We start from the raw sequence: 22,491 nt of genomic DNA, 5'->3' as shown, positions 1-22,491 counted from the left end.
TCATTATAAAAATGTAATAGCAATAGACAGTAGATTGCTAAAAATATACAATGAATAGTAGAAAGACTTTTTCATAAAAGGGTGATACGTATGCTGTTTAAGAATAAAATTAAAAAACAAATAGAGCTTCAAATTAATGATTTAAAGCTCTATTTAGAAAATAATTATAAAGATTTAGCTATTCAGGCAAGAAAGGATGCTATTGCGCTAGTTGAGCAAAGTTATAAAAATAAGCAAATAAATGAAAAAACCTATTTAAAATATCAAAAGCAGTTAGGTGAATATACAGAGCAGATGAAAGATTATAATCATCAGAAATTTTATAGATCTTAGTAATCTAATGAAGAGATAGTTTTATAACTAACGATAATATTTTGATAAGAGAAGATATTTTGTTTTAAAATACAAAAAGCTAACCTAAGTCGTCTCTCTCCCTTTTAATAGACAGACTTAAGTTAGCTTTTTGTGTTTGTGGCAATAAATCCTATAGAGCAGTTATTCAATCCAACTTGCTTTTATTAATCTTAGCCATAGGCATTGGTGCCGGTTAGATTTACCTTATGACACGCTCTGCATGCAGGAGACTATAGGTGGAAGAGGTATTTATGACGTACCACTGCAAGATTCTGAATGAGGAGAGTGCATAAAGGGATTACTTTAGGCACTAGGGCGTTAAGCTTTGATAGAAGATAGCACATAATGGATAGAACAATGGAATTGTAGAGAAATAACCTGAGCCTGATTTAGTTGCCACATCCTAAGGCAGGTCAGTCCCAAGAAGCAGTTTGTCAGATAGGGTAGGGAGAGAACCTTAGCTTTCAAACTTTTTCTTAGTGGTGTAAGCTTTATCGCTACCTAGGAATACTTTAAAGCTTGCACTTGATATTTTTATTATGCGACTAAATTATTTAAGAGTCTAGATTAAAATATAGAAAAATTAAATTTTGGCGTAATCCCTAAATTTATAAAAATAAAAATAGACGTATTTTTTAAAGGGGGGCTAGAAATTAAAGAAATGCATTTAATACTTTATACAAGAAAAATAAAGATTTACTGGTTAAAGTGATAGGTTAATGTAACACTTGAATCCTAAGGGTTTAAAGGTACTTTGAATCTTAAATAGTTTGATTATAAAATACTTTGATAAAAAAATAGTTTGATATTCGAAATAAATTAGTTTATAATAAGTAAGAAATACAGGATAATACAGGAGATAGACTAATGAAAAAAATATTAAAGATTACAGGGATAAGTATTGGTTCTATTCTATTAGTAGCAGTACTTGGCTTAGGAATTATATTTTCGGGAGAAATTCGTACGTTGCTTACTTTTAAACAATTAAATGATCAACCTTTTTATGAAATGACCTATCATGCAGATTATGGTCTTGATGAATTTTTAGAACAAGGTGCAGCTACAGATGATGAACTTGTAAGCTTTGTAACGAAGAAGATCTTAAAGGGTGTTTCTTTTGAAGTAAACCCAGATGGTGCATGCAGTACTTTTATAGCCACAACACCAGAAGGCGATGATCTATTTGGAAGAAATTTTGACTATGTACCTTCAATTGGTTTAATTGTGCGTACAGCGCCTAAAAATGGTTATGAATCTCTATCTGTGGTTAACTTAAATCACTTAGGATTAAGTCAGGAAAACATGCCAACTAAAAACCTTTTAAATCGTATTATTACTTTAGCAGCACCTTATGCGCCTTTAGATGGTATGAATGAAAAAGGACTTTCAATTGGTGTACTTGTGATTAACAAAGGAATTGTACATCAATCAACAGGTAAAGTACCTATTACAACAACTTCAGCAATCCGTATGATTTTAGATAAAGCAGCAACTGTTGATGAAGCTATTGCTTTACTTGAAAAATATGATATGAACTCAAGTGGAGATACAGGTTACCATTTTCAAATTGCTGATGCCGAAGGGAATACAGCTATTGTAGAATACATAGATAATGAAATGCACGTTTTAACAAAAGAAGAGGGCTATACAGCAGCAACAAACTTCGTGCTTTATAATGATATGAATGAAGGAAGTGGGCAAGATCGTTATGAAGCCATTAAAGCTAAACAAGCTGAAACGGGTGGCATCATGACAGAGGATGAGGCCTTAGAGCTTTTACTTAGTGTACCATCACAAGGTATACGTGTAATTGAAGGTCTTAACGAAGAAATTGAATCAGATACACAATGGTCTTGTGTTTATAATTTAGATGATTTAACAATGCAAATTTGTACAGGCAGAGATAGAGAAAGAATTTATAACTATAAGTTAGAAAAGTAAAATCTAGTGCCTATAAAAAAGAAGCTATTACATTATTTAAAGGTAATAGTTTCTTTTACAAAGCTATCAATAAAAATAATATAAAAACTTATATACTAAATGGTTTCAAAATAAAAACAGATAGAATAGATTACAAGTATAAAAACAACATGGAGGATAGAGCGTGTATGAAAATTAAACTTATTACAGATTCAGCTTGTGATTTACCATTAGAATACATCCAAAATAATAGTATTGATGTAGCCTTCCTTGAAGTGAATGTAAAAGGAGAATTTATTCAAGATGACTTCGGCCAAACTATGCCACACAAACAGTTTTATGAATTACTCCGTCAAGGCGAACAGACAAGTACTTCACAAGTTAACATTCATACTTTTGAAGAAATTTTTGAGAAACATGTACAAGAAGGATATGCTGTTATTTACATAGGTCTTGCATCGGCTTTAAGTGGAACATTTAATAGTGCCATTGCAGCACGTATGAATGTATTAGAAAAGTATCCTAAAGCAGATATTTCTGTAATTGATTCAAAAAGTGCATCTCTAGGGGAAGGTTTACTTGTAACAAAAGCTTGTGAAATGATCAAGATAGGTTGTAGCAAAGAAGAGATTGTAAACTGGGTAGAGGCAAATTGCAGTAAAGTCATTCATGCTATTACGGTAGATGACTTGAACTTCCTTAAAAGAGGTGGCCGTATATCTGCCGCAACAGCAGTGATTGGTGGCATGTTAGGTATTAAGCCAAGTATCAAGTTTGATAGTGAAGGGAAGGTAATACCAGGAGCTAAATTAAAGGGAAATAAAAACGCTCTTAGATATCTAGCGAATCAGGTAGTAGAAAAAGGTGTAGATTTAGAGAACCAAACAATCTTTATTTGTCATGCTGATGTAGAAGAAAATGCACAGATTTTAAAGGAAATGATTTTAGAAAAAGTTGCAGTTAAAGACGTTGTTATAAATTATATTGGTACAGTAATTGGCACACATGGTGGGCCAGGTGCTATGGCTGTGATGTTTTTAGGAACAGAAAGATAGTAGAAGTAGCAAAAAAGCACTCTCATTTTAAAAATGAGAGTGCTTTTTTGCATGTTAAGTAGAAAAAGTAATACATAACGCAATGTGAGATGCTTGACAAAACAAAAATGAGATATTATATTTAATGTTAGTGATATTCATTATCAAAAAAGAAAGAGGGACAATAGTATGATGATTAACAAAAGGCTTATAAGCCTATGTGAGGAAAGTAAAAAATTTATTGGCCTTACAGTGCTTATGAATTGGATAGCGCTATTATGTAATATTATGATTATCCTGTTTGTAGGAGATTTTATTAATAGTATTTTACATAGAACACCTATAAAAGGAGCCAGTATGCTTTACTTAATAGGTTTATTGGCAATACGTTTTACAAGCAATTTATTATATGGAAAGTTTTCAGCACTTGCTTCAGAGCACACAAAAACAAAGTTAAGAGAGAGTGTATATAAAAAGCTTTTAAAGCTTGGAATAGGATATGGGCAAGTAGAAAGTACAGCTTCACTTGTACAGGTAATGGTAGAAGGTGTTGAGCAGTTAGAGATTTATTTTGGTAGGTATTTACCTCAGCTTATTTATGCTTTACTTGCACCTATTACGCTGTTTGTAGTGGTTATGACCATTTCATGGAAGGCAGCGACAGTACTACTTATTTGTGTACCACTTATACCTGTATCTATTATTGCGATTATGAAATTTGCTAAGCGTATTTTAAAGAAATACTGGAATAGCTATGCAAACTTAGGTGGGACATTCTTAGAAAACTTACAAGGCCTTACAATACTTAAAGTTTTTGATCAAGATGAACAGTACCATCAGAAGATGAATGAAGAAGCTGAAAACTTTAGGGTTATGACTATGAAAGTCCTTAGTATGCAGCTTAACTCTATTAATATTATGGATTTAGTAGCTTTTGGAGGTGCAGCAGCAGGAACGATCATTGCGCTTATGCAGTTTTCAAGAGGTGAGATTTTAGTGGGTGACCTACTTGTAATTATTTTACTTTCAGCAGAATTTTTCATCCCAATGCGTTTATTAGGTTCTTACTTCCATATTGCTATGAATGGTATGACAGCATCAGATAGAATTTTTAAGGTATTAGACAGTGAAGAGCGTATAGATGGTAAAAAAGAGACTAGGTTAAAAGAAAATCCTATTGTATTAGAAAATGTAGATTTTAGCTATGAAAAAGGAAGACAGATTTTAAAACAAGTCAATATGGAAATTACACCGGGAGGACTTACAGCTATCGTAGGAGAGAGTGGCAGTGGTAAAAGTACTGTAGCTTCTTTGCTACTAAGAAGTTATGATGTGCAAAAAGGTTGTATTTATTGGGGAGAGAGCAAGCTGTCTGATATAAGCTATGCATCACTTTATGAACAAATGAATTTAGTTTCAACAAATAGCTATATTTTCAATGGATCCATAAAAGATAATCTACTTATGGGTAATCCGAAAGCTACAGACTTAGATGTTAAAAATGCCTTAGAGCGTACAAAACTGATGAAATTTGTGGAAGGACTAGCGCAAGGCATTGATACACTAGTTGGTGAAGGTGGAGGACTTCTATCAGGAGGGCAAAAACAAAGATTAGCTTTAGCAAGGGCTATATTAGCTGATAGAGAAGTTATGATCTTTGATGAAGCGACTTCTAATATTGATGTAGAAAGTGAAGAAGCGATTTGGGAAGTTATCTATGAACTTGCTAAAGAAAAGACTATTATTGTTATTTCACACCGTTTAGCTAATGTAAGAGAGGCTAAGAAGATTTATGTAATGAAAGAAGGACAAGTAGTAGAACAAGGAACACACGATGAGCTTTATAGAGCAAAACAAGTTTATTATAGCATGGTAGAGAAACAAAATGAATTAGAAACAATTAGGGAGGTGATTTAGTATGAAACGCCTATCAGGTTTAAGCATTATGAGAAGGTTAATCCTTGAACTAAGTACTTTAACACCTGTTATGATGATTACCATTAGTATGGGTGTACTAGGTTTCTTAGCCGCTATAGCTATTACTGTTTTTGGTGCAGTTGCTATAGGAGCTTTTATAGGAGAAATTACTTTTATAAGTTTTAAAGGGGCTCTTATTGTAATGGGGGTATGTGCTGTATTAAGAGGGCTTTTAAGATATATGGAGCAGTTATCAGGTCACTATATTGCCTTTAAAATATTAGCTATATTAAGAGATAAGATTTTTACTGCTCTTAGAAAACTGGCACCTGCTAAGTTAGAGGGTAAAGAAAAAGGAAATCTTATTTCAATGGTAACATCAGATATTGAGCTTTTAGAAGTTTTCTATGCTCATACTATAGCACCAATCTGCATTGCTATTATTACGAACAGTATTATCACCTATATTCTTTTTAGAATACATCCATCTTTCGGTTTAATCGGTGGTTTATTCTTTATTGCTGTAGGGCTTATTATTCCTTATGCTTCTTCAATCTATGGAAAAGCAGCAGGTGTAAGTTATAGGCAGACTTTTGCTAAGACTAACAGTTACATACTTGACTCTTTAAGAGGACTAAAAGAAATTTTATTATTTAATAATAGTGAGGCACGTTTAAAGGCTGTTAACCACAGTTCTGAAGAGTTAAATAAGAGTCAAGCAAAGATTAAAGGGCATGAGGGGCTTGTAAGAGCGCTTTCAGATTTAATGGTTATGCTCGCTATTTTAACTACTGTATTTGTAGGAAGTGGGTTATACGAAAGTGGGGCTGTAAACTTTGCACAGTACCTAATTGCTATTGTTATTTTGGCAGCATCTTTTGGACCGGTAGTAGCTTTAAGTAATCTATCTAATACGCTACTTCAGACTTTTGCCTGTGCAGAAAGGCTTTTTGACTTACTAGATGAAGTACCAGAAGTTCATGAGGTACCAGGTAATCAGCAAATTACAAGTAATGAGATTAGCTACAATCAAGTAAACTTTGAATATCCTAATAGAAGTGGTGTTCTATTAGAAGATGTTTCGATGACTATTAAAAAGGGCGATAAAATTGCTTTAATTGGTGAGAGTGGTATTGGAAAAAGTACCTTCGTTAAATTACTTATGCGCTTTTTTGATGTTACAAGTGGTCATATCCATATTGAAGATAGAAATATTAAAGAAATTCCGACTAAGAGTTTGAGAAAAACTCAGACTTTAGTAAGTCAAGAAACTTATTTGTTTGATGAAACGATTGAACAAAATATTAAACTTGCAAAAGCTAATGCAACGAGAGAAGAAGTTATAGCTGCTGCTAAGAAGGCTTCGATCCATGATTTTATTGAGACGCTTCCTAGGGGCTACGACACAAGAGTAGGAGAGTTAGGGGGCAATGTATCTTCAGGTGAAAAACAACGTATTGGACTTGCAAGAGCATTCCTAAGAGAGAGTGAAGTCTTAATTTTAGATGAGCCAACAAGTAATCTGGATACTTTAAATGAAGGTGAAATTCTTAAAGCTATTAAAGAAAATAGTAAGGATCAAACTATAGTTTTAATCTCACATAGAAAATCTACAACAGCGATTTGTGAAAAGACATATAAGATTCAAGATAGAAAAATTATATTAGAGGCATAGAGAATATGGGAGGTAACCTATGAAAGGAATCAAGAAGATTGCATATACTACAATTGGATTTATAAGTCTAATATTAGGCGTAATAGGTGTTATACTTCCCATATTGCCTACTACACCTTTTTTATTACTTACGTCTTTCTGTTTTCTAAGAAGCTCAGAGCGTATTAATGAGTGGTTTAAAGGCACTAAGATTTACAAAAAGCATTTACAAGATTTTATAGAAGAAAAAGCCATGACTATGAAGCAAAAAATCATAATATTAGCTTTTTCTGAATCACTTATACTAATACCTTGTATATTAGTAGATAATCTAATGATGCGAATGACACTCGTAACGATTATGATACTTAAGCTTTACTACTTTATGTTTAGAATTAGAACAATTAAAGAGTAATTAAGAAAATCCTTGTATAGTATATCAATAGACTATACAAGGATTTTTTATATGAAAACTTAGGTATCTATAAGAAAAAAACACTACTTTACTAAACATAAGTTTGAAATATAAAGATACATGGTTATAATAACTATAAAAGGGTTAATAAAATGGATGAGAGATATAATAACGAATATAAAAGAGAAATGAGAGGAAAAGTTATGAAACAAAAGAAGAATCTGCTAGTTATGATGATAGTATGCATGAGTATATTACTGGCGGGATGTGCAAGCCCAAGTAGTAATGGAGCAGCAAATGTGGAAGTACAAGCGCTTCAAAATCATCCTATTGTAACCATGAACATTAAAGATTATGGCACAGTAACCTTGGAGCTTTATCCAGAAAAAGCGCCTAATACAGTGAATAACTTTGTTACATTAGCCAACAGTGGCTTTTATGATGGACTTATTTTCCACCGTATTATTGAAGGCTTTATGATTCAAGGTGGAGACCCAGAAGGGGTTGGGACAGGTGGACCAGGCTATAGCATCCCAGGTGAATTTGTATCTAATGGCTATACAGAAAATGATTTAAAACACACTAAGGGAGTAATCTCTATGGCGAGAAGTCAATCTCCAGACTCTGCAGGCAGCCAGTTCTTTATTATGTCAGCAGATAGCCCACACTTAGATGATCAGTATGCAGCTTTTGGAGAAGTAACTTCAGGTATTGAGATTATAGAAGCAATTGAAAAAGTAGCAACGAACTCTATGGATAAGCCTTTAGAAGATGTTGTGATAGAAAGTGTTACAGTAGATACAAATGGAGAAACAGTTCCAGAAGTTGTAAAGATGGGACAATAAAATAGAGTGTATAATAGACGGTAGACCAATTGGTCTACCGTCTTAAGTTATTGAGTAATGAATAAATATAAAGGAGACTACAACATGTATTTAACAGAATTAGAATGGCGAGGTTGGCATTTCTCTATAGAAGAAGATGCACAAATTTTTGGAAAGACTAAGGTGATAGCAGAGCGTGATGATATAGAGGAAATTTTTTATGTAGCAGCGGATTATTTAAGTGAAGAGTTATGCGAGGAGTGGTATGAGCAGTATCTGTATGTTTATGGATAAGCTTTAATAGAGCTTAAGTAAGTTTCTCTACAAGTTTAATAAAACGTGGCTCTTTGTTAAGAGTATCAAATACACCTTGTGCTGTCATCATATAGCGTAGGCGTTCACATTCATTTACTTCTTCATTATTAGGATACGTATTTTTATCAAATTCACAAAAACTGATAAAAGGAGAGGTATAATGAGAGGAAGAAGGAAGCTCATCATAACATTTAGCATGGTAGAAGGCTTGGTTTAAATGGAGTAAACAGCTTTCTGGGTCGTGCTTAGCTAAATAAAGGTCTGCAAGCCTGCGGTGGTTTCTAGCAAGACTACTATGAAAATAGAGATAGTTTTCATCAGGAATGATAAGTTGATATAACTTATTAGCACTAAGTACAAAGTCTATTTTTTCATCCATACTTAAATGGGGAATATTCTTTCCTTTAGTAAAACTAAGGTGAATGAGTGTTTGAGCTATAAGGTCAGTCAGTTTTAATAAATTAGTTTGTTGTTGCTTAATGCACGCCTCTCCTTCTAATACCTCTTCAAGTAAGCGTTCTTTACAAGAATCGAGAGAAGAAAATTGTTCTATTAATGTGAGGGCTTTATCCTTTTGATTAACAAGTGGATAATACTTACAAAGCATAAGTGTTGCATGAAGTTTTAGGTTTAAATCATTACAGTCAGATAGGATAAGTTCATTAAGTTTAACAGCTTCGTCTAGATAATGGTTATCTACAGCAAGCTGATGATTTGCATCTAATCCTTCATAACAGGAGATGAGTGAATCAGCTAGGTCAGATAGAACAATATAATTTCTCGGATATTCTACAAACATTTCTCTGCATAAAGCAATGCATTCTCTTATAGAACCCTTTCTTTTTAAGGCATCATATTGCATTTTATAATCGGTAAATTTCTGAGTATGTGTATAGGTACTTAAAGAGAATAGCTCATCTGTAGAGACGTTAAAAAAGAGAGCAATAGTTGGAATAAGAGTAATATCTGGGTAGCTTAATCCATTCTCCCATTTACTGATAGATTGTGCAGATACATTAAGATAGTCTGCTAGTTTTTCTTGTGTAATAGAATGAGCAATACGTAATTGTTTAAAAACTTCACCAATTTTAAGTTGCATTAGGCACCTCGTATTTATAAAGTAAATAGTACTATTTCTACATATAAGTATAAAAATAAATAGGTGAAATAACAATAGCGCCATAAGCGTAAAGATAACAACTAGAAGTTGAGAGAGCGTTAGATAAGAGAAAAAGAACTTTTTCGAAAAAAATTTTATATCATAGAAAAATATTTACAAAATTATTTTATTCTATCAATATAAATATAAATTTAAAAAAATAAATATTGAGGGGATATTATGAGTCATCAAACTAAATTTTTAGTTTTCTCAGATTTACATCATGGTAATATTATGCCTGATTGTCAAAAAAAGGTTAGAAAAGATTATTAGGATAGCTGATCAAAATGAAGTAGATTTTATTGTTAATTTAGGAGATTTTGCATGGGCATGTGAGGAGAATAACTGGATTAGGGATATGTGGAATAACTTAGAAATACCTCATTATCTTATAGCGGGAAATCATGATTTTGATTCTAATGATAAGGAAACATTTAAGAAATTCTATAACTTAGAAAGTACCTATTATACCTTTGATCATAATCAGTTTCACTTTATTGCTCTCGATACTAATTATTATAGGTATGGAGAGAGGGACTATGATTATGCGTTTGGGAATTATTATCCATATGATAGAGAATATATTTCTAAGGAGCAGGCTAGAAGCAGCTATCCGTAGAAGTGATAAAATGTGTGTTTTATTAAGCCATGTAAGGCTTAACTATCCTAATACAAGTGGAGGCTGTGGGAATTATAAACAACTCCATGAGCTCCTGCTAAGAATGAATGAGGAAGCAGGATGGAAAAAGGTATGCCTGGCTATTAATGGACACAATCATACAGACAGTTATCAGTGTTGGGATGGCATTCATCATATTGATATTAATAGTGCATCTAATGAATGGGTTGGGAGCGAATATGGACGGCTTGAACCTAATGAAGATTATGATGAAGAAGTACATAAATTACATCCTTATTTAAAGTATGTTATTCCTTATAAGGAACCGCTTTGTGCTATTATTACACTAGATGGTAAAAAGAGAAGATTAGAAGTAAAAGGGATGAAGACATCCTTTATAGGTTCTAGTCTAGAAGAACGTGGTCATAGTGGGACAGTGGGAGGGACACCTATTACGCCTATTATTTCTGATCTAGAGCTAACGATTTAAAAATCATGAAGATCTAAATAAAGTGCTAAAGGAAAATATAAATGAATGAAAAAATAAACTTAGCTTTAATAAAAAATGCATACCATACTTTGTCTAAAAAAGAAAAGCTAGTTATAGATTATATTCTAGAAAATAGTGAGAGGGTATTTTCTATGACTGTATCAGACCTAGCAAAGAAAGTAGATGTAGCCGCATCAACTATTGTAAGACTATGTAAAAACCTAGGTTATTCAGAGTTTTCGGAATTTAAAATAGATTTTGTCAGAAATAACCCTACGCAAGTGAATATATTAACACCTGTAATTAATGAACAAGACACTGATACTAAGGTGTTTGAGAAAGTGTTTGATTCGAGCATTCAAACCTTACAGGATACCTTAGCCATGATTAATAAGGTTGATATTGAAAAGGTGGTAAGTATATTAAAAGAGGCACAATCTATTCAATTCTATGGAGTGGGGACCTCAGCGCCTATTGCTATGGATGCCTACTACCGTTTTATGAGAATTGGATATAACACTTTTTATTCTGTTGATTCTCACATTATGAGGATTTCCGCTTCTAGATTAAGTGAATTAGATGTTGCTATAGGGATATCTCATTGCGGAAAAACTATAGATACAGTGGAAACGCTTAAGATTGCTAGGGAGAAGGGGGCAAAAACCATCGCTATTACAAGTAATGCAGGAAGTCCTATTTGTAATGAAGCAGATATTTGTCTTATTGCCTATTCAGATGAGATTAGATATCCCATTGAAGCTATTTCCTCTCGTTTAGCACATATTGCAATTCTGGATGCTATCTGTGTAGCATTATCTTTAAAATCTAAGGAACGCACATCAGAATGTATTGGATATGATGCATACGCTTTTTAAGCCAATGAGAACGAATAAATAATAGAGAGTGAATTAAAGGGGGATGATGGTGAATTGCATAAATATTAAAAGAGGATTTATATTAGGGATGTGCTGGATGGCCTATGCTAGCATTTACCTAGGCAGACTCAATCTTTCTATTGCAGCACCTATTATGGAACAGGAGGAACTTATTAATGCCGTTCAAATGGGTACATTAGGTAGTTGTTTCTTTTTTACATATGCATTTGGACAAATTATTAATGGCTATCTAGGAGATAGAGTAAACCCAAAGAGGATGTTTTCCATAGGAATCATAGTTGCAGCATTATGTAATATTTTAATTGGGTTTGGGCCATCAGTACCTATGATTTTCTTATTATGGAGCATTAATGGCTATGCTCAGTCTATGATTTGGGGACCACTTTTAAAAATTCTAGCCTATACATATATTAAAGAGAAAGAGCGTTCTAGAGCGGCAATGATTCTATCTACATCCATAGGTGTAGGAAGTGTGTTAGCTATTCTTATATCTTCTATAGTTCTAGAAAATGGATTTGAAGCAGTATTTTGGGTAGCAGGTATTGTTATGCTTATTATTGGCATTGCTAGTTTGATATTTATACCTTATGTTAATCAAAGTAAAATTATAAAAAGAGAACACATTTCATTTTTTAAAATTTTCTTAGATAAAAAAATAAGAGCAATACTGATACCCAATATGGCTCATGGTATTATAAAAGATAACCTTAATTTATGGATTCCTATTTTATTTATGATGATGTATGGGATAGATGTGAAACAAGTAGTAATATATGTATTTTTAATACCGCTTGCTACATTGGTAGGACGCCTAATTTTTCCATGGATGTATCATAGATGTAGAGAGAATGAAAAAGTGGTAGTTACTATGGCTTTTATAGTATGTATTGGTTCATTGGTGCCATTAGTAGCTTATCAAATACCTATTTGGCTTGCAGCGTTATTACTTGCCTGTATAGCATTAGCTGTATCAGTTATTAATGCAGCTTTTTTAACTATTTTTCCATTACGATTTGTTGAAAGTAATAATGTAGCTTCAGTATCAGGAATAATGGATTTTATTGCGTATATGGGAGCAGCTGTAGGATCAATATTATTTGGGATAGTCATAAAATATTTAGGATACCAATCCATTATCTTATTTTGGATTGTTATATCTGTTATTTCTATAGTGTGTATGATACTTTCTATAAATAATGAAGAAATGATATCTAATGAAAGAGTAGAAAGATAAAGGGTAATAGAGAAATTTAATAAGTCAGGATAAAAAATCTCCTTGCAGAAAAGAAGAGGGTCATAAACGACTTCATGTAGGGAGATTTTAATAGATTAAACTTAGCGTTTTAATAAGTAGAAGTGTTAACTTGACACTCCCTATTTACTAATGATATACTCGAGAAGGTAAAATATAATAGATAGTAAAAAAATTTTTTTGAATTTATATGGCATGCCAGGTGGTGTTAAATAAGAGCTTGATATAAGAAAGCTCTATATATTTTAGATGAACTTGGCATGCCATGTAGAAGTTTTGATAAGAAAGGGGGATCACATGGCAGTATATAAATTAATACGTGAAGATATTGTTGAAGATATCTTAACGGGCATATATGAACCTGGAGAAATGATTAAAGGACAAGAAATTTATGCTAAGAAATTTAATGTAAGCCGTGCAACTGTACGTAAAGCTATTGATGAGCTAGTGGAGAAAAAAGTACTTTTTACTGTAAAGGGTAAAGGCACATTTGTAAGTGAACAAACTACAAGTAAGACAAGAAGTGGAAGAAAGCTTTCATTTAGTGAATCAGAACGTGTTAAAACACAAAAGCTAAGTTCAAAAATTATTGCACTTTTTGAGTGTAAGGCTAATAAGCGTCTTGCAAGGCAGTTAGGTATAGAGCTAGATGCAACAGTAGTATGCCTTAAGAGGGTCCGTATGGTCAATGGTATTGCAGAGAACTATCAGATTAGTTACCTCAATAAAGAGCTGATTCAAAATATTGATTTTAGTAAAGAGGATATGAGTTCATCATTCTTATTTAAATTACTAAAAGAAAAAGCTGGCTTAGTACCACAATACTCTGATGAGGAAGTGCGTGCAGTCATTTGTCCAGAAGATATAGCACCAGAACTTGGCATTTGCAGTGATGAACCTGTACTCTTTATTAGACGAACAACCTATAGCCAACAAGGCAGAGTAATGGAATATTGTGAGGATTATGAGTGCTCAGACATTAAAGGATTAAAGATTAGGACATTTGCGTAGACAGCATACATAGAGGAGAGGACAATGGATACTCAGTTAATCATTAGTGATGTAGATGGGACATTAATTGATCAGACAGAAGAAATATCTCAGGCATTTAATGAGCTTAGTGAAAAAGTGAAGGCTGAAAAGATTCCTTTTACAATTGCATCAGGAAGATGCTATAGCGAGTTAAAAGCTTTTATAGAACATTTTAATATTCAGTTGCCAGTTGTTGTTAATAACGGTGCTGGAGGTGTTCAAAATGGCAAATTAATTTGGAGTAACTTAGTGGATCCATTTATGGTAAAAGAAGCTATGTTATGTGCAGATCGTATGGATATGGTAGTCGTAACAAGTGATGGACTTACAGATACAGCTTATAGACATAATGCCTACATACAGAGACAAATTGAAAAGTTTGGAAGATACAATCGTTTTCATATTCCATTAGAGCATGAATGGGAAGATTTAAAAATACAAAAGTTATTATTAATTGACCCTGAGAAGCCAGGTCGAATTGATGAAGTATTAAAACATTTAGAACCGTATAAAGATCATTTAAATATCGTACAATATGATGCAAGGTCAGCAGATATTATGGCAAAAGATTCTAATAAGGCTATGGGTATTATTAATATAGCCAAAGTACTTCAAATAGAGCTCGCAAATGTAATGGCTGTTGGGGATGCTCAAAACGATATTGAAATGATTAAACAGGTTGGACAAGGTGTAGCTGTTGCAAATGCTAAAGATGAACTTAAGCAACATGCAGATTATGTTTGTGAGAATAAAAATGCTGCGGGTGTTTTAGAAGCCGTGAATAAATTTTATGAGACAGCGATTTAAGGAGAGTCTAGAATGTTAAAGAAAAAGAAAGATAAGAAGTTCCTAAAAACAATGGAACCCTATCTATGGTTGTTACCAGCATTTATTTTGTTTGGTGCTTTTACATTTTATCCATTTATTGAAACGATTTTCAAGAGCTTTTTCATCGTGGATTCATTTGGAAATGTTAACCGATTTGTAGGACTTGAGAATTACATGTACATTCTTTCAGATGAGAAGTTTGTACAAGCTATATTTAATACAGTTTGGTTTGTACTCTTAACTGTACCAATATCAAAAGTGTTAGGTTTTTTACTTGCACTTCTTGCAAATAAAAAGCGTAAAACTTCTATATTTTATGAAACAAGTTTTGCTATACCAATGGCTATGGCGTCATCTGTTACAGCTATGATTTTCCAATTACTCTATGTACCTTCATTAGGATTTATCAATGGATTTTTTGGAATAGATGTACAGTGGTTAACAGATCCTAAAGTAGCACTTATAGCTATTGCTATTATACAAATCTGGTTATCAACAGGTTATGCTTTTATCTTTATGTTATCAGCAGTAAGAAGTGTACCAGATGATTTAATTGAAAGTGCTGATCTTGAGGGGGCAACACCTTTTAGAAAGTTAATCAGTATTTATTTACCGATTACATCCCCTACAATGTTTTATCTAATCATAACAGATTTAGCTTACAGTATGATGATGATGGGCTTAGTTAATATTCTTACAGACGGTGGTCCATTTGGTGCAACACAAACCATTATGCAGTATGTTTATAAACAACTTTCTGCAACAGGAAACTATACCAATGCTAACCCAGCAGCTATTATTGCCTTTGTTATGACATTTATTGTAACGATGTTAGGTTTTGCTTGGGAGAAGAAAGGGGTACATTATCAGTGAGAACTAAGAAAATTAGCGACATTTTAATTCAGCTCCTTTGTATCTTTTTAGCATTACTTATTCTGTTTCCAATCTTTTATGCTTTTTCAGTATCTTTGATGGAGCAAAAGGATGTATTATCAAATCCACCTAACTTGCTGCCACCAACGATAACTTTTGAAAACTACGTAACAGCATTTACAAGAACAAGTTTAATGCGTTATATGTTTAACTCCTTTGTCATTGCTACAGTAGCAAGTATTTCAAGAGTAATTCTTGCAACAATGGCAGGATTTAGTTTTGCCTTCTTTGAATTTAGAGGTAAAAAAGTACTTTTTGCACTTACAATGGCTACGATTATGATCCCGCCAGATGTATTAATCGTTTCTAACTTCTCAACGATTTCTAAGTTAGGACTTATTAACACATATGTAGGGATGTGCTCAATCTTCCTTGTATCTGCAGCAAATATTTTCCTTATGAGACAAAGTTTCTTAACTTTTTCTAAGTCTTTAAAAGAAGCAGCACATATGGATGGGTGTGGTAACGTAAGATTCTTCTTTACAGTACTACTTCCAGTATCCAAACCAATTTTAGTAACAGTCTTTATTTCATCATTTGTCAATGTGTGGAACCAATATGTATGGCCAATGCTTGTAACAAACCAAAATGAAATGAGAACTATTCAGGTTGGTATTACAATGCTTAAAGATAGAGAATCAGCAATATTTGGACCTGTTATGGCAGGTGTAGTTATTACCTTAATTCCAACAGTACTTGTATTTGTTCTTTTCCAAAGAAAGATTGTATCAGGTATGATGTCAGGTGCTGTTAAAGAATAGAATATAAAAAGAAAGGGTAAGTCAAAATGAAACTAAAGAAATTAATTGCTATGGGACTTGCAACAACTATGCTACTTGCAACAACAGCTTGCGCAAATGGTGAGGCAAATGAAACGCCTGCTCCAGATGCTGCGCCAAACGGAGCAACACAAATTACTTACTGGCACTCAATGGATGGTGTATTTGGAGAGATTGTTAATAAACAAGTAGAAGCTTTCAATAGTACAATCGGCCAAGAAAAAAATATAGTGGTTACACCAGTATTCCAAAACTGGCCAGGAACAGAAGCATTAACAGCTGCTATGTCAACAGATGATGTGAAAAACATGCCAGATGTTATTCAGCTTTATGGTGAAAGTGTAAGCTTAATCCGTGACTATAAACGTACAGTATGGGCGGAAGATTATATTACATCAGCTGATTCTACAGTAAAAAAAGAAGATTTAATTCCTAATACGATTTCTTCACATTCTATTGAAGGTAAAATGATTGGCGTACCTTATACTTCATCAGCATTAATGATGTACTATAACAAAACATACTTTGACCAAGCTGGTATTACGGATGTGCCAACAACGATTGCACAGATGGCTGAAATCATGCCAACACTTGTTGAGAAAACAGATGCTGAATATGGTCTTAACGTAAGAGTTGACCAATTTGAACTTGAAAACTGGATTGCTACACAAGGTACAGAGGGTAGCTACTTTGGTAACAATGAAAGTGGTCATAATGGACATATGACAGAGCTTGAAGCAGATAAAAATGGTACACTTATGAACTTCTTAACAGAATGGGAAAAAGTAGTAGGTTCAGGTGCTTATAAAGCAACTCGTGATAGTATTAATGAAGAATTCGCAGCAGGTATGCATGCAATGGTTATTATGACAAGCTCACGTATTCAAACAATTGCTGATTTAGTAGGCGATAAATTTGAATGGGGCATTGCACCAATCCCAACAGTAAGTGGGGAAGATGTAGGTGGGGCTTACCCAAGTGGTTCAGGTCTTTATATGTTAGATAGAGATGACGAAGCTAAAAAAGCTGCTGCATGGGAATTCGTACAATTTATGATTTCACCAGAAGCACAAGTAATGTGGTTAGATGGAACAGGTTATGTACCAGTTAATACAAAAACAGTAGAACTTGATGCTTATAAAGCAGCTATTGAAAAAGAGCCACGTCTTAACGCACCACTTGAAACATTACAAAATACACCAGCAACAGTTGTGCCAGCCTTCTGTCCAAATTCAAGTACAGTAGGTTCAGTTATCAAAGATGCTATGATGGCATTTGGTACAGGTGCAGCAAACAAAGATCAAACTTATACAGCGATTGTAGATGGTATTACACAAGCTATGAATGATTACTATCGTGCAAATCCAATTAATCAATAAAAATTCTAGATACAAGTGCTTATGCACTTGTATCTATTAGTTTAAGGGAAAATTATGAAAAAAATACTAATTGATTGTGATCCGGGAACAGATGATGCGTTAGCTATTATGTTAGCAGCTTACTCGGAGGAAATAGAGGTTTTAGGTATTACAACCGTGGCAGGGAATGCAAGGCATACAGTATGTGCACAAAATGCATTAAGGATTTTGGAACTATGCCATAAAACACATATTCCTGTCTATGAAGGGGCACATGCACCACTTAAACGTACCCTTAATTTTTCAGATACGTATTGTGGAGTAGATGGACTAGGTGAAAGTAAGTTACCAAAACCAATCACTAAAGTACAAGATCAAAATGCCATTGACTTTATAATAGAGGTCGTGAGCAAATATAAAAATTTACAGATTGTTTCTATTGCACCAATGACAAATCTTGCACAGGCTATTCAAAAAGCACCACATGTAGATTGGAGCAAGGTAAGCATAGTAACAATGGCGGGCTATTATAAAATTTTAGGTGATAAGTTTGTAGGGCGTCCACGTTGTGAGTGGAATGTGCTTGTCGACCCTGAAGCATTCGAAATTGTTATCCAGTCAGGGGTACAGTTTAAAGCACTAGGTTTAGATGTAACAGCTCAGTTGCAAAATGAAATGATAGAGGAAATATTAAAAGAAGCATCTCATAGTTCAAGACTTCAGTTCTTAAAAGATGCTATAGACTTTAATCTTAGAAAAGGATTAAAGCCATACAGCCTTTTAGTAGACGCTATGCCAATGGCCTATATGATTGATGAGACCATAGCTGAATTTGAAAGTGGACGTATTGAAATTGACTGTGAGAGCCCACTTGGTGAGGATACGATTACATTTGAATTACATCCAGACCACGCTAACTTACAAATCGCTAAATCATTTAACTTTAAGAAATATATCCAGTTACTAAGAGAGAGGGTGTTTTTTGCATGAGACTAGCAACATCATCAAATATTGTATGTGAGCGTCCAAATGGTGAAGTATTTACACTAGAGAAGACATTACAATTAGCAAGTAAAGCGGGCTTTGATCGTTTTGATATTAGTTTTTATGACTGGTCACTCCCACATTCACCATTTATAACAGATAAGTGGGAAGCTTGGATTCATTCAGTAGCTAATGAGGCTGCAAGACTAGGTGTACAATTTGGACAATGTCATGCCTATACTTTTAATTTTTTAGACCATAAGCTTTCAGATGATGCTTACAAATACCATCAAGAACTTGTAGAAAGATCTCTTTACTGTTGTCATATACTAGGTTCAAAACTTTGTGTAACTCATCCTGATACAGATTTTACAAGTTCTACTCTAGTAAAAACTTCAAGAGAAAAAAACATAGGGTATTTTAAAAATCTTTTAGAAATCAGCTCAAAATATGATATGGAATTAGCTGTAGAGAATATGGTAGACTTTGGTATTAAACCATATAGAAAATTTGGTGTCACAACAGAAGAGTTAGTAGACTTTGTAGAGGCCTTTAATGATAGCCGTATGGGCATTTGCTGGGACTTTGAACATGCAGATATTATGCAGCAAGATCAAGTTAAATCTTTACTTCATATTGCACCATATCTTAAAGCAACGCATGTATCGGATACACATAGTGCAACAGATCATGATTTAATGCATGTCATGCCTCTATTTGGTAAGATAGACTGGAAAGCAGTTGTAAGTACTTTAAAGCAGATTGACTATAAAGGTGATTTCTGTTTTGAAGCCCATAACTATGCTAATAGATTACCAGATGAACTTATAGAGACTGCACTTCGCTTAAGTTTTGAAATCGGGCAGTATTTAATGAAACTCTAATAGACTTTCTAGAATTAGGTCATACTAATACCAAATATTTTGGAAGAGGAGATGACCATGACAGAAGGTAAAGCAAAAACTTATAGAAGTGTATTAAAGGAACGTTTTGTAAAATTACTAGAAAAAAGAATCGATAACATGTTATAATAAATAAAATGGTACTCATCATATCTTTGATATTTCTAAAATATACAAGTTATGATGAGTCTTTTTATATAGAGGAAGTCACTTAGAAAGAAAGAGGACAAGGAATGGAATTAGCCAAAGTATATGAACAATATAAAAGCTTAAATAATCAGTTACAAACATATTTAGAGAAGTTTATTGCAACTGAAGAGGTGACTTGTGACCAAATTAAACCGACATTGGAAGATGTACAAGACGGTATAGAGTATCTGCTTAATCGCACAAGTGAACTCACAGTAGATGAAGCACATGAAGGAGACTTAAAAGACCTTAAGTATTTAATAACAGATACGCTATTTCTATTAATGGACTTAATCAATTTTTGCAATCATAATGAATTAGGTAGATGTCAAATGCGCGCTATTAATTACTTAGGGAAAAGAAAACGTGTAGAGGTATTTGGACAATAAATAAGTGTATAGGGTATATGTTCGCTTAAAGTAAGGTGACATATACCTAATTTTTTATTAGACTTTTATAAAAGAGGAAGGAAATAAATGATTTTTTTTAAGAGAATGAGGTATCCTAAAATAAGTATATAAATGAAGTTAAAGGAGTGAGAGAAAATGAAATATAAAATAATGCCATTAGTTATAATCATTTTTTTACTCAGCCCATTGTCTCTATATAGTTATGGTAATGAGGTTAAACCCTCTCTTAATATTATCCCTTCTGAAATAACTTTAAATAAGGGTCAAAGTCAGCAATTTATCGCTTTATTAGGGGAAGAACAGGGGCAACTAAGTAGAAGGATAGATTGGCGTGTGGATGGTGTACAAGGCAATACAAGTATAGATAACACAGGTGTGTTATCAGTAGGAGAAAATGAGACAAGCCCCATTCTTATAGTTACAGCTACATTTAAAGAAGATGTAAGTCGATTTGGAAGAGCTATTGTGCATGTTATAGATAATAAAGTTTCTCAGCAATATACACTTACCGTTATAAATGGAACAGGAAGTGGTCGATATGCTCCTAATACACAAGTTCTGATTACAGCTCATGTGCCAGAAGAGAAAGTATTTGATCATTGGGAAGCCTCTAAAGGTAGTATAGAGAATCTAAGAGCTTCTCAAACACTTTTTACAATGCCACAAGAAGACACAATGGTTATAGCTTATTTTAGAGATCTCTAGACTAAGTATTTTAAAGTACAGGCATAAAAATGATGCTTTGTAGAATAATAACTTTAAAATACTTAAGAAGGAGTACAGATACATGAGTCAATTACATTTTCCAGTAACATATGAAGGTAGCCATGGTGAAAAAGTAGAGAAAGAAATTACACTCGATAGTGAAAAGTATAAAAAGTATTATCAAGATGAGTACTTTCAATTAATGCAAGAATATCCACCAGATCAAGCAGAAACACATATTCTACCTGTTAAGAAAAATTATATTCAAAAAGAAGTGAGTCAGGCTTTTGGTAATGAAAAAGAGGTGGCTTATGATATTGCAGAAATGATTAATGCTTTAGATAGAGAAGTGAAAGGCGTTCAAAATGAGACCTGATAAGTAAATAGAAGGTATAACAAAATTTTAATTTTGTTATACCTTCTATTTTGATTTAAATAATAAATAAAATTTTTAAAATATATTGAAATAATCTAAAAAAGCATATAATAAAAGTATGGACTAAGCGGGTGTGGTACAATGGTAGAACATCAGCTTCCCAAGCTGAGGACGCGGGTCCGATTCCCGTCATCCGCTCTTAGTATATAAAATGTGACTTAAGCTTTATGAGATAAGGCTTAAGTCTATTTTTTTATTGTATAATGAATTATTTTATATAATTAAATGTAAATATTAGTATATCAATCAGATAATAAATACAGGAGGAAATAGTAATAGATTATGAAAAAGGTATGTCCGAAATGTAATTATGAAAATAATGAGGGGGATTTTTACTGTTCCAATTGCCAAGCAGAACTAAGGCAGCACACAGATGCTCATGCTGACATTACATATTATAATATTTCTAATATGAGTAGTATAGGTAAAGAGATTTATGGAATAGTACAAAGAGTTTATTAAGAAATTTTGCAATTGCACAATTTATCTTAATAGGTATAGGGCTAGTATTAATCTTCATAGGATATATTTTTTAGCGTAGACAAAATACGCACTAAGAATATCCATAGGGATTGTACAAGAAAAGGAAGATCTAGAATTTATCTTTAAAAGGTTAGTTAGGGTAATAGTATTAAGGCTTAGCATTATACTGAAATAATTAATTGAGCAAAAATAAATCATTTGTTATTGCTAGTTGCCATTCCATTATATAGTGCTTTACTTATTGCAATGGAATTATTAAGGCATTTCAAGGCAAAATAAGTAGTATTTCAAACACTTACCATTTGGTAGGTGTTTTTATTTTATAAAAATATATTTTTCTTCAAACTTTTTGATAAGATAGAGGGTATATAAAGTGAAGGATACAAGAAGGGATGTGAAAGAGTGAGAGGGAGCAAGGAAATGATACGATTATGCCATATAGGGTTATTGTCGATGAAAGTTTAGGCTAATTTACATGAATTAGCAGGGTATCATTTTAATTACATACCTCATGATTAAGAATGTCATATACCTCCTCTGCATTAACAGTAGTAAAGTCTAAGGGGGAGAGTACAATTTTATATTTTATCTGAATAAAACAAG

The 22,491-nt window shown here is 33.1% G+C and carries 24 protein-coding genes and 1 tRNA gene; 24 read left to right on the top strand and 1 reads right to left on the bottom strand.

Annotated elements, in window-relative coordinates:
• The first annotated feature begins 90 nt into the window (after positions 1 to 90).
• The 8 genes from H8718_RS14530 (at position 91) to H8718_RS14495 (ending at position 8,412) form a co-directional block, all read left to right on the top strand.
• Positions 91 to 333 carry a hypothetical protein gene (locus H8718_RS14530; protein WP_249333444.1) on the top strand — a complete coding sequence of 81 codons (243 nt, stop codon included), beginning with the start codon at positions 91 to 93 and terminating at the stop codon, positions 331 to 333.
• Positions 334 to 1,221: 888 nt separating this feature from the next.
• Positions 1,222 to 2,295, top strand: a complete 1,074-nt coding sequence (locus H8718_RS14525; RefSeq protein WP_249333443.1) for a C45 family autoproteolytic acyltransferase/hydolase — start codon at positions 1,222 to 1,224, stop codon at positions 2,293 to 2,295.
• Positions 2,296 to 2,462: 167 nt separating this feature from the next.
• Entirely contained in the window at positions 2,463 to 3,329 is an 867-nt protein-coding gene (locus H8718_RS14520) for a DegV family protein (protein ID WP_249333442.1), read from the top strand.
• Between the two features lie 168 nt (positions 3,330 to 3,497).
• Positions 3,498 to 5,225, top strand: coding sequence for an ABC transporter ATP-binding protein/permease (locus H8718_RS14515; protein WP_249333441.1), 1,728 nt, complete (start codon positions 3,498 to 3,500; stop codon positions 5,223 to 5,225).
• Position 5,226: 1 nt separating this feature from the next.
• Positions 5,227 to 6,900 carry an amino acid ABC transporter ATP-binding/permease protein gene (locus H8718_RS14510; protein ID WP_249333440.1) on the top strand — a complete coding sequence of 558 codons (1,674 nt, stop codon included), beginning with the start codon at positions 5,227 to 5,229 and terminating at the stop codon, positions 6,898 to 6,900.
• 19 nt (positions 6,901 to 6,919) lie between these two features.
• Complete coding sequence (locus H8718_RS14505) at positions 6,920 to 7,294, top strand: YbaN family protein (RefSeq protein WP_249333439.1); 375 nt, start codon at positions 6,920 to 6,922, stop codon at positions 7,292 to 7,294.
• A gap of 338 nt (positions 7,295 to 7,632) precedes the next feature.
• Positions 7,633 to 8,139 carry a peptidylprolyl isomerase gene (locus H8718_RS14500; protein ID WP_334299089.1) on the top strand — a complete coding sequence of 169 codons (507 nt, stop codon included), beginning with the start codon at positions 7,633 to 7,635 and terminating at the stop codon, positions 8,137 to 8,139.
• 84 nt (positions 8,140 to 8,223) lie between these two features.
• Entirely contained in the window at positions 8,224 to 8,412 is a 189-nt protein-coding gene (locus H8718_RS14495; protein WP_249333437.1) for a hypothetical protein, read from the top strand.
• A 13-nt stretch (positions 8,413 to 8,425) separates the two neighbouring features.
• On the opposite strand, the gene H8718_RS14490 is transcribed toward H8718_RS14495, so the two are convergent.
• Complete coding sequence (locus tag H8718_RS14490; protein ID WP_249333436.1) at positions 8,426 to 9,532, bottom strand: helix-turn-helix transcriptional regulator; 1,107 nt, start codon at positions 9,530 to 9,532, stop codon at positions 8,426 to 8,428.
• Between the two features lie 283 nt (positions 9,533 to 9,815).
• On the opposite strand from H8718_RS14490, the gene H8718_RS14485 reads away from it, so the two are divergent.
• From H8718_RS14485 to H8718_RS14410, 16 genes are all read left to right on the top strand, one after another.
• Positions 9,816 to 10,211, top strand: coding sequence for a metallophosphoesterase family protein (locus tag H8718_RS14485; RefSeq protein WP_249333435.1), 396 nt, complete (start codon positions 9,816 to 9,818; stop codon positions 10,209 to 10,211).
• Positions 10,132 to 10,701 carry a hypothetical protein gene (locus H8718_RS14480; protein ID WP_249333434.1) on the top strand — a complete coding sequence of 190 codons (570 nt, stop codon included), beginning with the start codon at positions 10,132 to 10,134 and terminating at the stop codon, positions 10,699 to 10,701. The genes H8718_RS14485 and H8718_RS14480 overlap by 80 nt, the downstream gene beginning before the upstream one ends.
• 41 nt (positions 10,702 to 10,742) lie before the next feature.
• Positions 10,743 to 11,576, top strand: coding sequence for a MurR/RpiR family transcriptional regulator (locus tag H8718_RS14475; protein WP_249333433.1), 834 nt, complete (start codon positions 10,743 to 10,745; stop codon positions 11,574 to 11,576).
• 49 nt (positions 11,577 to 11,625) lie between these two features.
• Entirely contained in the window at positions 11,626 to 12,831 is a 1,206-nt protein-coding gene (locus tag H8718_RS14470; RefSeq protein WP_249333432.1) for an MFS transporter, read from the top strand.
• A gap of 315 nt (positions 12,832 to 13,146) precedes the next feature.
• Positions 13,147 to 13,860: a GntR family transcriptional regulator gene (locus H8718_RS14465; RefSeq protein WP_249333431.1), complete on the top strand. Its 714-nt coding sequence runs from the start codon at positions 13,147 to 13,149 to the stop codon at positions 13,858 to 13,860.
• Between the two features lie 24 nt (positions 13,861 to 13,884).
• A complete protein-coding gene (locus H8718_RS14460) occupies positions 13,885 to 14,688 on the top strand; it encodes an HAD family hydrolase (RefSeq protein ID WP_249333430.1) in 804 nt (267 codons plus the stop codon).
• 12 nt (positions 14,689 to 14,700) lie between these two features.
• Positions 14,701 to 15,582 carry a carbohydrate ABC transporter permease gene (locus H8718_RS14455; protein ID WP_249333429.1) on the top strand — a complete coding sequence of 294 codons (882 nt, stop codon included), beginning with the start codon at positions 14,701 to 14,703 and terminating at the stop codon, positions 15,580 to 15,582.
• Positions 15,579 to 16,403 carry a carbohydrate ABC transporter permease gene (locus H8718_RS14450; RefSeq protein ID WP_249333428.1) on the top strand — a complete coding sequence of 275 codons (825 nt, stop codon included), beginning with the start codon at positions 15,579 to 15,581 and terminating at the stop codon, positions 16,401 to 16,403. The genes H8718_RS14455 and H8718_RS14450 overlap by 4 nt, the downstream gene beginning before the upstream one ends.
• A gap of 26 nt (positions 16,404 to 16,429) precedes the next feature.
• Entirely contained in the window at positions 16,430 to 17,800 is a 1,371-nt protein-coding gene (locus H8718_RS14445; protein WP_249333427.1) for an extracellular solute-binding protein, read from the top strand.
• A 54-nt stretch (positions 17,801 to 17,854) separates the two neighbouring features.
• Entirely contained in the window at positions 17,855 to 18,769 is a 915-nt protein-coding gene (locus H8718_RS14440; protein WP_249333426.1) for a nucleoside hydrolase, read from the top strand.
• Positions 18,766 to 19,647 carry a sugar phosphate isomerase/epimerase family protein gene (locus tag H8718_RS14435; RefSeq protein ID WP_249333425.1) on the top strand — a complete coding sequence of 294 codons (882 nt, stop codon included), beginning with the start codon at positions 18,766 to 18,768 and terminating at the stop codon, positions 19,645 to 19,647. Before H8718_RS14440 ends, H8718_RS14435 begins: the two co-directional genes overlap by 4 nt.
• Positions 19,648 to 19,898: 251 nt before the next feature.
• On the top strand, positions 19,899 to 20,243 hold the full coding sequence (locus H8718_RS14430) for a hypothetical protein (RefSeq protein WP_249333424.1): 345 nt from the start codon (positions 19,899 to 19,901) through the stop codon (positions 20,241 to 20,243).
• A 156-nt stretch (positions 20,244 to 20,399) separates the two neighbouring features.
• Positions 20,400 to 20,969: an InlB B-repeat-containing protein gene (locus H8718_RS14425; protein WP_249333423.1), complete on the top strand. Its 570-nt coding sequence runs from the start codon at positions 20,400 to 20,402 to the stop codon at positions 20,967 to 20,969.
• Positions 20,970 to 21,051: 82 nt separating this feature from the next.
• A complete protein-coding gene (locus H8718_RS14420; RefSeq protein ID WP_249333422.1) occupies positions 21,052 to 21,345 on the top strand; it encodes a hypothetical protein in 294 nt (97 codons plus the stop codon).
• 127 nt (positions 21,346 to 21,472) lie between these two features.
• Positions 21,473 to 21,543: transfer RNA gene (locus H8718_RS14415), tRNA-Gly, on the top strand.
• Between the two features lie 144 nt (positions 21,544 to 21,687).
• Positions 21,688 to 21,867 carry a hypothetical protein gene (locus tag H8718_RS14410; protein WP_249333421.1) on the top strand — a complete coding sequence of 60 codons (180 nt, stop codon included), beginning with the start codon at positions 21,688 to 21,690 and terminating at the stop codon, positions 21,865 to 21,867.
• The last annotated feature ends 624 nt before the right edge of the window (positions 21,868 to 22,491 follow it).

This window comes from Zhenhengia yiwuensis (assembly GCF_014384995.1).
GTDB lineage: Bacteria > Bacillota > Clostridia > Lachnospirales > Cellulosilyticaceae > Zhenhengia > Zhenhengia yiwuensis.
This window is presented reverse-complemented; position numbering and strand designations above follow the sequence as displayed.

Excerpts from the sequence above, each read along its gene's own strand:
- H8718_RS14495 (WP_249333437.1), top strand. The coding sequence starts at position 8,224 with ATGTATTTAACAGAATTAGAATGGCGAGGTTGGCATTTCTCTATAGAA.
- H8718_RS14525 (WP_249333443.1), top strand. The coding sequence starts at position 1,222 with ATGAAAAAAATATTAAAGATTACAGGGATAAGTATTGGTTCTATTCTA.
- H8718_RS14520 (WP_249333442.1), top strand. The coding sequence starts at position 2,463 with ATGAAAATTAAACTTATTACAGATTCAGCTTGTGATTTACCATTAGAA.
- H8718_RS14510 (WP_249333440.1), top strand. The coding sequence starts at position 5,227 with ATGAAACGCCTATCAGGTTTAAGCATTATGAGAAGGTTAATCCTTGAA.
- H8718_RS14490 (WP_249333436.1), bottom strand. The coding sequence starts at position 9,532 with ATGCAACTTAAAATTGGTGAAGTTTTTAAACAATTACGTATTGCTCAT.
- H8718_RS14515 (WP_249333441.1), top strand. The coding sequence starts at position 3,498 with ATGATGATTAACAAAAGGCTTATAAGCCTATGTGAGGAAAGTAAAAAA.
- H8718_RS14480 (WP_249333434.1), top strand. The coding sequence starts at position 10,132 with ATGATTATGCGTTTGGGAATTATTATCCATATGATAGAGAATATATTT.
- H8718_RS14465 (WP_249333431.1), top strand. The coding sequence starts at position 13,147 with ATGGCAGTATATAAATTAATACGTGAAGATATTGTTGAAGATATCTTA.
- H8718_RS14460 (WP_249333430.1), top strand. The coding sequence starts at position 13,885 with ATGGATACTCAGTTAATCATTAGTGATGTAGATGGGACATTAATTGAT.
- H8718_RS14425 (WP_249333423.1), top strand. The coding sequence starts at position 20,400 with ATGAAATATAAAATAATGCCATTAGTTATAATCATTTTTTTACTCAGC.
- H8718_RS14430 (WP_249333424.1), top strand. The coding sequence starts at position 19,899 with ATGGAATTAGCCAAAGTATATGAACAATATAAAAGCTTAAATAATCAG.
- H8718_RS14440 (WP_249333426.1), top strand. The coding sequence starts at position 17,855 with ATGAAAAAAATACTAATTGATTGTGATCCGGGAACAGATGATGCGTTA.
- H8718_RS14500 (WP_334299089.1), top strand. The coding sequence starts at position 7,633 with ATGAACATTAAAGATTATGGCACAGTAACCTTGGAGCTTTATCCAGAA.
- H8718_RS14455 (WP_249333429.1), top strand. The coding sequence starts at position 14,701 with ATGTTAAAGAAAAAGAAAGATAAGAAGTTCCTAAAAACAATGGAACCC.
- H8718_RS14445 (WP_249333427.1), top strand. The coding sequence starts at position 16,430 with ATGAAACTAAAGAAATTAATTGCTATGGGACTTGCAACAACTATGCTA.
- H8718_RS14435 (WP_249333425.1), top strand. The coding sequence starts at position 18,766 with ATGAGACTAGCAACATCATCAAATATTGTATGTGAGCGTCCAAATGGT.
- H8718_RS14485 (WP_249333435.1), top strand. The coding sequence starts at position 9,816 with ATGGTAATATTATGCCTGATTGTCAAAAAAAGGTTAGAAAAGATTATT.
- H8718_RS14475 (WP_249333433.1), top strand. The coding sequence starts at position 10,743 with ATGAATGAAAAAATAAACTTAGCTTTAATAAAAAATGCATACCATACT.
- H8718_RS14410 (WP_249333421.1), top strand. The coding sequence starts at position 21,688 with ATGAAAAAGGTATGTCCGAAATGTAATTATGAAAATAATGAGGGGGAT.
- H8718_RS14505 (WP_249333439.1), top strand. The coding sequence starts at position 6,920 with ATGAAAGGAATCAAGAAGATTGCATATACTACAATTGGATTTATAAGT.
- H8718_RS14530 (WP_249333444.1), top strand. The coding sequence starts at position 91 with ATGCTGTTTAAGAATAAAATTAAAAAACAAATAGAGCTTCAAATTAAT.
- H8718_RS14420 (WP_249333422.1), top strand. The coding sequence starts at position 21,052 with ATGAGTCAATTACATTTTCCAGTAACATATGAAGGTAGCCATGGTGAA.